The sequence below is a fragment of the Bacillota bacterium genome (assembly GCA_012837335.1).
Classification (GTDB): Bacteria; Bacillota; Limnochordia; order Darwinibacteriales; family DTU012; genus DTU012.
On sequence record DURM01000061.1, the window covers coordinates 1 to 13,572 of the forward strand.

Annotated in this window: 13 protein-coding genes and 4 tRNA genes; 2 read left to right on the plus strand and 15 right to left on the minus strand. The window is 49.6% G+C overall.

What is annotated here, in order from left to right; genetic code table 11:
- Positions 1-19: 19 nt before the first annotated feature.
- The 10 genes from GX019_08415 to GX019_08460 form a co-directional block, all read right to left on the minus strand.
- A tRNA-Asp gene (locus GX019_08415) sits at positions 20-96 on the minus strand.
- Between the two features lie 9 nt (positions 97-105).
- Positions 106-192: transfer RNA gene (locus tag GX019_08420), tRNA-Leu, on the minus strand.
- A gap of 8 nt (positions 193-200) precedes the next feature.
- A tRNA-Thr gene (locus GX019_08425) sits at positions 201-276 on the minus strand.
- 2 nt (positions 277-278) lie between these two features.
- A tRNA-Gly gene (locus GX019_08430) sits at positions 279-354 on the minus strand.
- Positions 355-411: 57 nt separating this feature from the next.
- Positions 412-1,542 carry an aminopeptidase gene (locus tag GX019_08435; GenBank protein ID HHT37182.1) on the minus strand — a complete coding sequence of 377 codons (1,131 nt, stop codon included), beginning with the start codon at positions 1,540-1,542 and terminating at the stop codon, positions 412-414.
- 67 nt (positions 1,543-1,609) lie between these two features.
- Complete coding sequence (locus GX019_08440) at positions 1,610-2,113, minus strand: hypothetical protein (protein HHT37183.1); 504 nt, start codon at positions 2,111-2,113, stop codon at positions 1,610-1,612.
- Between the two features lie 101 nt (positions 2,114-2,214).
- Positions 2,215-2,787, minus strand: a complete 573-nt coding sequence (locus tag GX019_08445; GenBank protein HHT37184.1) for a phosphoribulokinase — start codon at positions 2,785-2,787, stop codon at positions 2,215-2,217.
- 5 nt (positions 2,788-2,792) lie between these two features.
- The gene (locus GX019_08450) at positions 2,793-3,320 is read right to left on the minus strand and encodes an ECF transporter S component (protein ID HHT37185.1); all 528 of its coding nucleotides are present in this window, start codon (positions 3,318-3,320) and stop codon (positions 2,793-2,795) included.
- Between the two features lie 23 nt (positions 3,321-3,343).
- The gene (locus GX019_08455) at positions 3,344-4,855 is read right to left on the minus strand and encodes an MATE family efflux transporter (protein ID HHT37186.1); all 1,512 of its coding nucleotides are present in this window, start codon (positions 4,853-4,855) and stop codon (positions 3,344-3,346) included.
- A 161-nt stretch (positions 4,856-5,016) separates the two neighbouring features.
- Positions 5,017-6,291, minus strand: a complete 1,275-nt coding sequence (locus tag GX019_08460) for an iron-containing alcohol dehydrogenase (GenBank protein HHT37187.1) — start codon at positions 6,289-6,291, stop codon at positions 5,017-5,019.
- Positions 6,292-6,481: 190 nt separating this feature from the next.
- On the opposite strand from GX019_08460, the gene GX019_08465 reads away from it, so the two are divergent.
- Positions 6,482-7,027 (plus strand): peroxiredoxin, encoded by a 546-nt coding sequence (locus GX019_08465; GenBank protein ID HHT37188.1) that lies wholly within the window; start codon positions 6,482-6,484, stop codon positions 7,025-7,027.
- Positions 7,028-7,073: 46 nt separating this feature from the next.
- Here the strand turns inward: GX019_08465 and amrS are convergent, their stop codons facing one another.
- Positions 7,074-7,904 carry an AmmeMemoRadiSam system radical SAM enzyme gene (gene amrS, locus GX019_08470; GenBank protein HHT37189.1) on the minus strand — a complete coding sequence of 277 codons (831 nt, stop codon included), beginning with the start codon at positions 7,902-7,904 and terminating at the stop codon, positions 7,074-7,076.
- Positions 7,901-9,262: an AmmeMemoRadiSam system protein A gene (gene amrA / locus GX019_08475; protein ID HHT37190.1), complete on the minus strand. Its 1,362-nt coding sequence runs from the start codon at positions 9,260-9,262 to the stop codon at positions 7,901-7,903. The genes amrS and amrA overlap by 4 nt, the downstream gene beginning before the upstream one ends.
- On the opposite strand from amrA, the gene sfsA reads away from it, so the two are divergent.
- Positions 9,230-10,036 carry a DNA/RNA nuclease SfsA gene (gene sfsA, locus GX019_08480; GenBank protein ID HHT37191.1) on the plus strand — a complete coding sequence of 269 codons (807 nt, stop codon included), beginning with the start codon at positions 9,230-9,232 and terminating at the stop codon, positions 10,034-10,036. The genes amrA and sfsA overlap by 33 nt on opposite strands.
- Before the next feature lie 7 nt (positions 10,037-10,043).
- Here sfsA and GX019_08485 read toward each other — a convergent pair whose 3' ends face one another.
- Genes GX019_08485 through GX019_08495 form a run of 3 tightly spaced genes read right to left on the minus strand, consistent with a single transcriptional unit; the run spans position 10,044 to position 13,390 of the window.
- Positions 10,044-10,991 carry a D-glycerate dehydrogenase gene (locus GX019_08485; GenBank protein ID HHT37192.1) on the minus strand — a complete coding sequence of 316 codons (948 nt, stop codon included), beginning with the start codon at positions 10,989-10,991 and terminating at the stop codon, positions 10,044-10,046.
- A gap of 46 nt (positions 10,992-11,037) precedes the next feature.
- Positions 11,038-11,298 carry a hypothetical protein gene (locus tag GX019_08490; GenBank protein HHT37193.1) on the minus strand — a complete coding sequence of 87 codons (261 nt, stop codon included), beginning with the start codon at positions 11,296-11,298 and terminating at the stop codon, positions 11,038-11,040.
- Positions 11,299-11,314: 16 nt separating this feature from the next.
- Positions 11,315-13,390: a family 43 glycosylhydrolase gene (locus GX019_08495; GenBank protein HHT37194.1), complete on the minus strand. Its 2,076-nt coding sequence runs from the start codon at positions 13,388-13,390 to the stop codon at positions 11,315-11,317.
- Between the last annotated feature and the right edge of the window lie 182 nt (positions 13,391-13,572).

A 13,572-nucleotide genomic window follows, 5' to 3' on the forward strand; every position in this document is an offset into this window, starting at 1 on the left:
CAAAAAAGAACAAAAAAAATGGCGGAACCGACGGGACTCGAACCCGCGATCTCCGGCGTGACAGGCCGGCGTGTTGACCATCTACACCACGGTTCCATATGAAATTGGTGCGGAAGAAGGGACTTGAACCCTTACAGGATTGCTCCCACAAGGCCCTCAACCTTGCGCGTCTGCCAATTCCGCCACTTCCGCATAGAAGCTGGAGCCGATGACCGGACTCGAACCGGTGACCCCTTCCTTACCATGGAAGTGCTCTACCTGCTGAGCTACATCGGCACTGGAGCGGTAGACGAGACTCGAACTCGCAACCTTCGCGATGGCAACGCGATGCTCTACCAATTGAGCTACTACCGCTTGCCGGCGAAAAATCCGCCCGACAATTTAAAAGTATAGCAGGTCTTTAGTTTAATGTCAAGCCTTTTCCTCAGAAAAAGCGTCAGGATTTAAATCCTTTAATTCATCAAGGACAAAAAGACCGTCCTTTCTGATTAATACGCCATCGAAGTGCATTTCTCCTCCACCAAAATCAGCTCGCTGGATGTTAACTAAATCCCAGTGAACACTGGAATCATTTCCGTTTGGAGCTTCATCATAGCAGGACCCGGGAGTGAAATGGAAACTTCCGGCGATTTTTTCGTCGAACAAAGTATCCTTCATGGGCTTGAGAATAAAGGGATTGACCCCAATGGCAAACTCGCCGATATAGCGGGCGCCTTCATCAGTATCAAGGATACTATTCAAACGCTCAACATGGCTGTCTGCGGTGGCTTTTACAATCTTGCCGTTTTCAAATTCAAACCGCACGTTCGTAAATGTGGTTCCCTGATACAATGCCGGAGTATTGTAAGTCAGCATTCCATTCACAGAGTCTCTTACTGGAGCCGTGAATACTTCGCCGTCCGGAATATTTAAGCGTCCATCGCACTTGATGGTAGGAATACCTTTAATAGAAAAGGTCAGGTCGGTGCCCGGCCCGACAATTCGCACCTGATCAGTGCGGTCCATTAGGTCCACTAACGCATCCATCGCTTTGGAAAGTTTGGCATAATCAAGGTTACAGACGCGGAAATAAAAGTCTTCAAACGCGGCTGTGCTCATCTCCGCCATCTGGGCCATTGCCGGCGAAGGATAGCGCAGCACTACCCACTTGGTGTGCGGAACCCGGATTTTTCCATGCACCGGTTGACTGTAGTGCATCTGATACAGCTGCTGTTTTTCCGGCGGCACATCCGAGAGCTCACTGCTGTTTTTGTCGCTGCGAAAACCGATATAAGCATCCATCTCCTGCATCAAGCCGGCATCATACTTAGCCGCTAAGGCCAGCTGCTCGGCTTCTGCCTGCATCAGCAGCGAACGATTGACCTCTGCGTTATTAAGTTTCACAAATGGCAGTCCACCAGCTTGATATGCTGCTTCTATCAAAGCAGTCACCAAATCAGTCTCCACGCCGGTGCATTCAATCAGGACTTTTTCGCCCGGCTGCAGTTCGCACGAATAGTTAATCAGGTTCTCAGCCAAAGTTTGAATTCTTGGATCACGCACTTTGATTCCCCCTAACGCTAGCTATTATACCAGTTTTGCGCATTTGGGTCTAGAGAAAAGACCCAAACTATGCAGTTTGGGTCCAACCATCAATTCTAATTTCAATTCCGGTAAACAGCCAGACATTATTATGTTTTTGCCAGCGTGTAATCACACTTGCGGAAAACTCCTGCTCATACCGGGTGCCGTTTATTGTGAGAGCCATCCGGCTGCTCCAGTTGCTTACGGCTGTTCCCAGCGAGCCGTTAATTTCAATTAGCCCGGATTCAGCTATATTCTGCCACAGTTCGTGAGTCTCTACGCCGATATTTTCAGCGCTGCTTAGGAAATCAAACAGATTGTTTTTGCTGAACCTAGTCACAACGCTGAGAAGCTCTTGATCGTTATGGGTAACATAGAGAGCTGCGCTGATTGAATTGCTGAGAATCGCCTCTACATCAGCAGTACTTGCGGCAGCCTGCATCGCTGTTATATTCTGCTCAATCGCTGCCTTATCGCCACCGCCAGTTAGGCAGCCGCTCAAAAACACCACCACTGCCAGCAGCAGAACTTGATATGTACGTTTCACCATTCCATCCCCTTTCCCTGGTATAAATGCTTTTAATACTGCAGCTTTAATATTATACGCAGGAACTATCAAAAACTCAGGGGCAAGCGTAATGGTAAAACCTGTTAATTGTTATCAAGAACAAAATCAGCCAGCTTGGCTGGGTTAAAGGTCTGAAAATAGTGGTCTTCCAGTGGAATCCATTCCTCAACAAAGCGTTTCAGCATCCGCTCACCGCTGCGCAGCCGAATGCGCTCAAGCTGTACATTACGACCAACAGTTAGGTAGATCTTGATATCGTAGCTGTCAATTAAAGCAGGGTGCATGCTGTATACACCCTCGACAATATTCAAGCGCCGCGGTAGAACATGGACGTAATCGGTGAGCTGCTCAACCGCGCAGTCATAGATCTGGTACGCAAAAGGCTCACCGCTGCCAATCCAATCCAGCACTTCTGCCTTAAAGCGTTCATAATCGATATTACCGCCAGGCTCCTGAAGCCTTGCTTTTGTTCGCTGTTCAGGACGGAGAAAAAAATCATCCATGTGAAAGACATTAGCATCAAAATGCTGCCGTAGTTTCTCCGCCAACACGGTTTTACCTGATCCGCTCGGTCCATCAATAGCCGCGATCACCAGCCGATTATGCTCCAAACACTGTTCCAGCTGCTGAACCAGCTCTTTATAGCGTTTGCTCATCGTTCTTAAAATCTCCTAAAAACCCGCGCTCTTTTCAGCGCTGCTAAAATTGCCGGAACCAAGATCAACTGAACAATTATACCGGGCAGCGCTGTGACAAAAGCGCCGGCAATAAAAGTCTGAAAAGAATACGCCCACTCCGCCATACCGAACAAAACAGCATTGGCAATACCCATTACTAATCTGCCGCCCACCATTGCGATCACTAAAGCAGCAAACATATTCAACCGCTGCGCCAGCAGCCCCGTTAAGAGGCCATATGCGGCAAGCTCAAAGGCCATACCCAAGCCAACTGGAAAGAGCGGCGGCATACCCGGGGTAATTACGCCAGCAGTCAGCAGTGGTACAAGAAAGCCGATGGCGGCGCCATATTTCCAGCCGAGGATAAACCCGGCCAGCAGTACGGGAATGTGCATCGGCAGAAATACCTGTCCCGCTAAGCCAAAGGAATGGAAAACAGTTGGTAAAACTAGTCCTATTGCCAGGAGCAGTGCTCCTAACACTAATCTTGTTTGTGCGTTGATTTTAAACATGGTGCCCTCCCATTGCATTGGTTTTAAACTCTGATGCTCTTCCATTTACCGGAATTATAGCGCAGCAAAACTAGCGTAGAACGCAGGACCTGATCCGCTACCAGAGCAATCCAAGCTCCCATCAATCCCCAGCCGAGAAAGTTGATGCTGACGATTGCCAGGGTTGGACGAACCAGCAGTACAGTCAGGAACGTGATTATCGCGGTTGCCCGTGTATCTCCAGCGCCTCTTAACGCACCGGCCAGAATAAACTGCGATGACTGGAACGGCTGGACCAAAGCAACCAGCTGCAGGATCTGCGCTCCCATCGCAATTACTTCTGCCTCATTTGTATACAAAGATACAATCGATCTGCCCAAGAAAAAGAAGGTTAGTCCCAGCACTATCGATACGCTCATGCCTAACTGGCGCGTGCGCCGAGCATATGCTTGGGCCATATCCGGACGTTTCTTACCCAGGCTCTGGCCGACCAGCGAGGTGGCTGACACCGCAAAGGCTTGGCCATTCATGAAAGACATTGCCTGAATATTCATCCCAATTTGGTGGGTTGCATAGGCCACAGTTCCTAAACTGGCTACGGTTTTGACGTAGATAATCATACCAGCGCGCATCACCAGCTGCTCAATCATGGCAGGAATACCGATGTTGATAATTCCTTTAATCGCCTCAAAGTGAGGCCTAAATCCTTCCCGCAGCTGCAGATGGATATAGTGCTTGCCCCGGAGAACAACAGCTAAAGCCATAATGAAAGCAGCAGTTTGGCCAATTACCGTAGCCAGTGATGCTCCCGCCACTTCCAATCTTGGGAATCCGAAATGCCCAAAGATGAGGCAGTAATTGAATACAACATTAACCAAATTTGCAATTAGGTTATAGGTCATCGCTATGCGAGAATTGCCCACTCCCCTGAGGGCAGCTGTAAAAGTACTGGTTAGGGCGAAAACCACCATACCTACCATTTGAATTTGCAGATAAATTGTTCCACCAGCTAAAGTCTGCTCATCGACCGCTCCCATGAACTTAATCAGGGGCTCAGCATATATAAAGCCGAGCACCGAAGCTGCTGCGGATAACACCGCCGTCAGCAGGATCGCCTGACGGAGAATCAAGTTGGCGCGCTTCTGATCGCCAGCTCCCTTCGCCCTAGCAATTAGAGCGGTGGCACCCACATTCATCGCCATAAACATGGTGCCCATCAGGAACTTCGGCTGATTTGTTAAACCAACTGCTGCAATTGCCCACGGGCCCAACTGCCCTACCATCATCATGTCAACCATGGAGGTAAGCTGGGTTAAGGTAAACTCAATAAACGATGGCCAAGCGATTCGCACTACATCGCGGTACAGCAGTTTGGAACTCACTCCGGGAGGCAGATCTTTTGTAACCCGACCGTCCCGGCCGAAACTGCCGGAATCATCGCCGCGTTCCACAAGGTCCAAGGCTAACTTAACTTCTTTTTTAGCTTTTTTCTCTGTTTCGATCTCTGTCGGGATTTTAACCTCCTCATATTCCGTTTCTTGATGATTAACCTTCATTCTATTCAGATCCTTTATTAATAATATTTGATATAACTTCACATAAAATATGATATCATTTGCAGGTTTTAAAGTCTACTTGAACAGCCGCTCTTTTAAATTTAACAAAGGAAGCAGTAAAAATCAATTTTTATTGGAACGCCGCCCCAACGCACTCTTTTTTATACCTGTAAAGTTTCCACCAAATCTAATCTTCCTGCTTCGGCAGCCTGCAAAACAGAACCTACAGCGCCATTAACCATCTCCGCAGTAATCGGAATCGGCATATTCTGCAGTTTCATCTCTAACTGCGGATCTTGTGCAGCCATAAGAGCCCGCTTGCGGTGCTCCCTGGTGTAGTTCGGCAGCTGGTTAAGGGCTGTTGGCGCTCCAATACTCCGCATAAACTCCTGCATACCCGCCCCTACTGCCAAGGCCAGCTCCCGCCCTGATAAAGCATCCAGTTCTTGACGGATAAAACCGTACATGGAATAGATTATACCCAAGAGACGCAGCTGAGGCTCCACAGCTTCCGCAAATAAAACAGCATAATATGGATTGAGCAGTCCACATGCTCGTCCATGGCTGGCAATATCCACCAGCGAAAAGCTGTTTAAATGCGCTCCATTCGTACCGCCGATCATGATAGCAAACCCGCCTAAATCTGTGCCTAGACCCACCGCGGTTCTGCCCTCACTATCATTTGGATGCATAATAACTTGGGGAGCAAATTCGAGCAGAAGCGGCAGACCCACCGTAATTAATCGCTCCACCAGCGGATACTGATCTTCATTCACACCTATAAACACCTCAGTAAGATGACTGATGCCATCAAGTATACCATCAATCGTAACATCGCGGCTGACGGAAGCGGTCACCCCATAATCAAAGACAGCTCTGACCGGAACCAGAGCCTGATCGACAATCAGCTTCTTCTGTCCGGTTTGAGTATCCGTAATATTGGAGTACTTAGTTAAATGCGCCCCCGAGCTGGCTGCGGTTGCCACAGCAATAATCGGAGGCAACTGAGCTGTATGCTGCTTAAGGGCTGCGCTTACCAAGCCGGTGCCGAAAAAGCGCTCGACATCTCCGCCTAAAACAGCCAGCGCCGCCGCAGCTTTTACTGCGTCAATCGTACTGCCTCCGCCAACTGCCACAAGCACATCAGGTTGAGTATCCCTAATCTCATCCGCAATCCGGTAAACATCCTGCGCAGGAGTGTTCGGCTGCGCACCAGGGACAGCTTTGATTACATCAATACCATGGTGGTTAAGGGATTGGATAACCTCCTCAACCACAACCCTGGTTTTACCGGTATTCCCTACCACCAGCGCGCTCTTGCCCAGCTGGGACGTGTACACGCCGACTTGATCCAGCGCTCCACTCCCAAAAGCATAGGTAGTACCTCGGAAGTTTTTGAGCAGTTCCTGCGCTGCTAGAATTAACTCGTCACCCATCAAATCCCCCCTGCTGTTACCCTTCTCGCCTCTATCACTACAAGCCATAAATTATCAGGTAGTTTCGTCATGTCTGAACAAAGTCCTGCTTTAACTCTGTTCATTTGACGATAACGATAATCATTATTGACAAGATTGCTGGAATCGACTATAATTTGTTTATCAAGTAAAAAGTTGGAGGTAGATACATATGGCAGTTAATCGAATGGTGGGGAAAGCAGCTCCTGAATTCGAGCTTGAGGCGGTTCTTCCCAATAAGGAGTTTGGACGCGTCAGCCTCGCAGAAAACATGAAAAATGGCAAATGGACAGTACTCTTCTTCTATCCGATGGACTTCACCTTTGTATGCCCAACCGAGATCACCGCGTTCAGCGACCGCTACAATGACTTTAAATCCCTCAACGCAGAAGTTATCGGCGTATCTACAGACACCATTTATACCCACCGCGCTTGGATCAACACTCCTCGATCCGAAAATGGTTTAGGGACACTCAACTACCCTCTCGCGGCCGACACAAACCACAAAGCGTCCCGCGCATACGGCGTCCTGATTGAAGAAGAAGGAATTGCACTCCGTGGATTATTCATTATTAATCCTGATGGCGAATTGGTCTACTCCGTAGTGCATCACAACAATATCGGGCGCAATGTAGACGAAACCTTAAGAGTGCTCCAAGCACTGCAGGCTGGCGGCTTATGCCCAGCTAACTGGCAGCCCGGACAAGCTCTGCTGTAGTATAATATAATTAAGTATACCAAGGCACACCCGAGCCTTGGTATTTTTATACATTGCCCAAATAAACATGTTCCAGTTCACTGCGGGCAGTTTCAGCCAGACGCTTTAAACGCATAACATCGGTGGGATTGCGATCGGCGTATTTATGCCGGGGGAAAAAACGGCTCAGATGCAGCGGAATGTCGCGGCGAATGCTTGCCAGCCACCGAGCCAGCTCCCTTATTTCCTCTTCGCTGTCATTTTCTCCGGGTATAATTAAGGTCGTAACCTCCAGATGGGTCTGTCCGGCGGCAAGCTCAATCGACGCTTTTACCGTCTCCAAATCACCGCCAATTTTTTGGTAAAACTGATCATTAAATGCTTTCAAATCAAAATTAACCGCATCAATCAGGGGCAGCAGTTCTGCCAAGGGTTCACGGCAGCAAAAACCATTGCTTACCAGCACATTTTTTAAACCCCGCTTTTTAGCCAGAACTGAGCAGTCATACACATATTCGTACCCAACCAGAGGCTCATTATAGGTGTAGGCTAGGCCGATATTGCCTCTGTTCTTTAATGTCTCCGCCAGCTCTACTGCGTGTTCCGGAGCTAGGCTTTGCACCTGAGTTTGTTCTCTGCTTACCGCAGCTATCTCGAAATTTTGGCAAAACGGACAGTGGAGATTACAGCCGAAGCTGCCCAGCGACAGAATCATGCTGCTGGGATAAAAATGGTACAGGGGCTTTTTCTCGATCGGATCTAAGGCAGCAGCAGTTACTAAGCCGTAATTTACCGCCGTAACTTTACCATCGACATTGCCGCGGGCGCGGCATAAGCCTATCTGGCCCGGAGCCAGAGCGCAGTGGTGAGGACAGATCGAACAAGTTATCCTGCTCACTGATGCCGCACCACCTCAAAACGAGCAATCTGATACTGCTCATTGGGAGCGATTCCCGCTTTCTGCAGCGCGATGCCCAGCTGCTGCGCCACTGTATCCACACCGTCGAGGTTTGGCAGCAGCAGTCCCCGCCTGCCTCCTGAACTTACTATTACACCATAGCGCTTAGGATCTAATTCCGCCGGAGAAGATACTGGTTCTTCCTCACCCAACACATCAACGCTGTACTCAAGATAAGGAAGTTCATCGACGCGCACCGGAGGGAAACGCGGATCTTCTCTACCAGCGCTGACCGCGTTGCGGATTATTTCATCAGCAACGCATGCTGCTGCCGGCTTGATTGTGCCGATACAGCCCCGCAGCTGACCACCGATATGCAGTGACACAAACACTCCTGCCCTGCTCCTTACTAACTCAGAACTGAGTCCCTCAGGACGAGGCAGGATGCTGCGGTGCTTTACATAATGCTCCAAAGACATGCGGGCTAACCGCACATATTCATCTTCACCTTCACTGTCAACACGCAGAATCTGATCGAATCTGCGCTGCGGATCTCTGCCCACAACCTGATAAGCAGCCACAGCGTAGCCCACCCCATAAGGTCCTTCATAGGACAGCAGCTGAGGCTCAACTGCCAGTCCATCCAAAGCTCCCGCTAGAATAATAAACGACCGCAGACCGCACTCAGCGGCATCCCGGCAGAATCGTTCGTCAAACTTAAGAAACTCACCAAAGTTTCCGGTCTGCATCGCTTCTGTAACCTGCTTGTCAAAGCAGGGACCTTCTTCAGTAAATCCGTAAGGACCATCATGGGTAAGTTTATGGGATAAATCGCCGCTGGCCACAACCACAACCCGCCGTTTCAGATCGGCAGCTGCCTGGGCAATCAACTTGCCAAACTGGTAGTGAGTGAGGAAAGGCAGTCCAGAAATTGAGATCCGCACAATCTTGTAATTATGATAATATTGGTCTATAAAGTAGAGGGGAATCATACTGCCGTGGTCTAAGCGGGGATCCCGCTCACCCATGGTTCCGGCAGAAATCTCCTTCGTTTCGCATAGACTCACCAGGTGTTCCACAAACTCTCGGTCATAGGCAGCGTCTAAATGCACCTCTGGGTGACCAAACCTGCCGAAGTCCCCTGATGCCCCACTGCCCGGTGAAATATGAAGATAATCAGCGTAAAGCACTGAATGGGGTGTGGTGATCACAATTGTATCGGGCTTAAGCTCGGCAATCATTTGTGCAGCCATGTGGAACGCAGAGATTGTTGACTGAACAGCTTTTTCTTGTCCCCGTCCAATCTCAGGGATGATCAAAGGTGGATGGGGAACTATGAATCCTCCGAGGAGTGCCATCATCTATACCTCCTTGATTTTAAACCGAAAAGGAGCGAAAAACTTTTGATTAGATTACCATTGGGAGATTTAGTAGAAGCTTACTTTGTGCAGAGATTGAACCGGTTCGTGATACAATGCCGATTAGATAAAAACTCACCGGAAACTGTCGAAGCGCATCTCGCTGATCCCGGCCGACTCCGGGAACTGCTGGTGCCTGACAGCCGCATCTGGCTCCGCCCTAGCGCCAATCCCAAGCGTAAAACAAAATGGTCTGCTGTCCTGGTAGAAGCGGACAACCATTCCGTCGTATCCCTTGTATCAACTCTGCCCAATGAGCTGATCAAAACAGCGCTTAAGCAGAAAGCGATTGAGGAGCTGGCTGCCTGGACCTTTGTCCGGAGCGAATATCCTGTTGGCCGCCACCGCTTTGATTTTCTTTTAGAACAGGACGATCAGCTTCTGCTGCTGGAAGTAAAAAGCGTCACTCTTGTGGAAAACGGCAGAGGCATGTTTCCCGATGCGGTGACACTCAGGGGACGCAAACATCTGGAAACCCTGGCAGAGTTAACAGCCTCCGGCAAATATCAAACGGCTGTATTGTTTGTGCTGCAGCGCAGCGACGCTGACTATATTACCGCCGCCAGCCATATTGATCCTGCCTTTGCCCAGGCCATGACTGAAGCATCCGAGACCGGTGTCAAACTGTTGGGGCGGCGCTGCACTGTCACCACAGGCCACATTACACTAGGCAGCTCCCTGCCGATAGTACTGCATCGTCAGGGAGCTGATTAGTACTTTCCTATTTAGAGTCCTTTACCAATTCGTCATAGATATTCTGCATTGCTTGAGCGGTCATGGCATAGCGAGTTTCCCAGGTTGTAGTCCCGACATGAGGTGTTAAGATTACATTTGGCAGCTTGATCAACTCTTCTGTTACACGGGGTTCATTTTCATAAACATCTAAACCAGCCGCAGCAATCTGCTGATTCTTTAAAGCTTCGGTCAAAGCCGCCTCATCAATCACGGTGCCTCGGCCGGTATTGACTAAAACTGCTTCCGGTTTCATCATCCGAAGCTGCTCAGCGCCAATTAGATGCCTTGTTTCTGGACCGCCTGGGATGTGGATCGAAACCACATCAGCAGTCTTAAGGAGCTGATCCAAGGGATAATACTCGGCATTCAAACGCTGCTCCGCTTCCAATTTGCGGCTGCGGTTGTAATAGATGATCTTCATCTCAAAGGCTTTAGCAATTTCAGCGGTTTTCTGCCCAATGCGCCCAAATCCGATAATGCCTAAGGTTTTGCCCCTCAGGTTTCGGCCGATCACAATCGTTGGTTTCCAGCGAAAAGGATTAGTGCTTCTAACCAGCCGATCCGCCTCGCCAAGCCGCCGCATGCAGGCCAATATCAGGGCAATCGCCAGCTCAGCAGTGCTGTAAGTTACCTCATCCGGGAGATTTCTAACCGCGATCCCCCGCTTTTTGGCAGCTTCCAAATCAAGGTTATCTAAACCTACTCCATAGTTGCTGAGAACCTTTAGGTTAGGGAGCTCAGCCATTTCTGCATCGCCAATCCGGTCATCGCACACCAGAATTCCCGCCGCATCCCGCGCGTTCTCGATCAGCTCCGCGCGGGTTAAAGGCTGTTCACTGGGATTTACCCACAGCTGCCATTGGGGCGGTAAAATCTTGGCAGCTTCGTCTACACCGGGTATATTTCGAGTCACAACAATCTTATACTCAGCCATTTTCTGCCTCCTGACTCCCGCTTTCAGTTCCCTTTCTGCCGCCTTACTACTTTCTGAACAGCGATATTCCCCCAAAACCGCTGATTATCGCGATGTAAAAACCGAAGTCATACCACCATCCGGTATTGACAACCTCATAAACCCGAACACCATCGCGGAATAAGCCGACAATCAAGGAGATCGGCGCAATCCATCCGTGCCAAATTCCTGATAAAAACCCTGCCGGCTGTTCTTCCGTGTATTTACTATCTCCAGGCATGCACCCTGCTAACAGCAGGCAGCAGAGAAAGAGCCCCAAAAGCGCAATAGATCTTTTGCTTAGTTTAATTCTGCTCCTCATCATACACTCCTCCAATTTGGCTTCCCCAAATCGCCTCATTATTATTCGAAAGGGCACTGAAAGTCATAACCCATTTGCGTAAACCTGAATCCCACTGCTCCAAGAAGACACCGTAATACTTCTCATCACCGATTGTGATGGTAACTGTGTAATCACCGGTAAACTCCCACGTTCCTTCCACTGCGCCGGAAACCCTGCCATCGCCGGTCAGGAGAACCTTGGTAGAATTGGTGATTCGCGCCGAAGTAATGCGGCCGTGGTTTACGTATTGGTATTCTCCGACAACATCTTCCACCAGGTATGGACTCGGTGTCTCGCCGGCATAGCGGTGCGGTGCCATTACCGGCCAGTCCTCTGTGTTCATCAGCAGCAGATGCACCCGCTGGTTGTGGTACTCGCCCCTTCCTGGAAAGCGGGTATGGAAAAAGATAAAGTACTTCCCGAGCTCTTTGTCGTAGTAAGTGGAGTTATGTCCCGGCGAGACATATCCTATATCCGATTCGGCAAACAGGAAGTTGCCCACCAGCTTAGCGCCATACAGCATAGTCGAAGCTCCGGTTGCCCGAATCATATCCCCACCTGCGGGATCAAAATAGGGACCATCGGGATTCTCCGAGCGGGCCACTCTAATGTTGTAGCCGCCATCTGCAGCCAGGGTTCCGTAGGAAATAAAGAAGTAGTAATATCCAGTTTCCGGGTTATACTCAATGTGCGGTCCTTCCATCGCCGCCTGGCTGCCGCCCCACAAACGCTTTCCATACCCCTGATCCGGCAGGGGCCAGCCTGTTTCCGGATCTAGTTCTAAAATATGCATTCCGCCAAAATATGAGCCGTACACCATCCAGAGCCTGCCTTCAGTATCGAAAAACAGATCCGGATCGATCGCATTTGGGTGGATGGCTCGATTGTAAGATTGTCCCGGCGCTGCTCCTTGAATGCCGGAGTTGATAATCATGCCTTGATACTGGTACGGCCCTTCTATGTGGTCGGCGGTCATCAGCGCAATTGCCGATCTGGGGCTTCCCCAGGTACTGACACTGTAATAGAGATAAAACTTATCATTCAATTCAATAATACCTTTAGCCCAGGTAGTATCGGTGTTGGCCCACTCCAGTGATTCAGCCAGCTCAATCCGGGCATTGGGTACAATCCGATTGCGGTTCGACACATTCGTAGACAGCTGCTGCCATTGGATCAAATCATCGGATTTAGCTGAAGCGAGATGCGAACCAAAAGTATAGTAGGTGCCGTCCACTTTTATTGCTACCGGATCATGCACGCTTACCTCGCGGAATACCGGCGGATTTGGACGCACAACTTCCCGAGCCCGCCGAAACAACTTATCTACTTCGGTTGGGCTTAAAGCCCGCTCGTAGATGCGCAGCTCATCGATGAGCCCTACAAAAGGCGGGTCCCACCAGTTGACGCCCAGGGTAAACACCGCTTCTTCTACACCACTGAAAACGTCAGGGAAATCAATGCCTCTAAATCGCTCCAACCCATTAACATACATTCTCACATCGCCGGCATTAACACAGACCACAAGATGGCTCCATTCATCTGTGGGAATGGTCATCTCTGTAATGCCATCATACCAGTTCTCACCGGACCAAATCATGGTCTGATCCCCAATCGGACCGGCCGGCACTACGCTGATCCAGCTGCTGCCGGCTGCTGCTCCAAAAAAGGTTGGTGTAAAGGTCGTAATCGTTTCCGGTTTAACCCATAATGAAATCGTGTAAGTGTTACCGGTGATCAAACCGCTGGGAAGCAGAATTCCCTGACTGCCGTCCAGCCTGACAGCAGAACCGATCTGACCGTCACGGTATTCGATTTCCCATTCAGCATCCACAGGAGCCACTTCACCGGGAACTGGTCCGATCCGGGAACCAATTATCTGCCCGGCTGCGAACTTGCCGGTGCTGTCGGCTAAAGTCTGTTCAAAACTGTAGTGGGCTGCTAGTCCCGATAAGTACTCTGCTCCAGCTGCAGCCCCGGTGTAACCAACAAGGATACAGACCAGAGATAGAACAATCCCCAACTTCGCCAATTTCTTCATCCTAAATCCTCCTTCAAATAGATTTTTAATATCTTCATACGATTCATTAATATTGCGCTGTGCTTTGTTATTTTCAATTTAACAGCAGAAAATCCTTCCGATTTCTTCCAGTTAACAGGAAACTCCGAGTGAAAACCGAACCATCGATATAGGAAGGAGGAATGGCGATGCAGCCGTTAAAA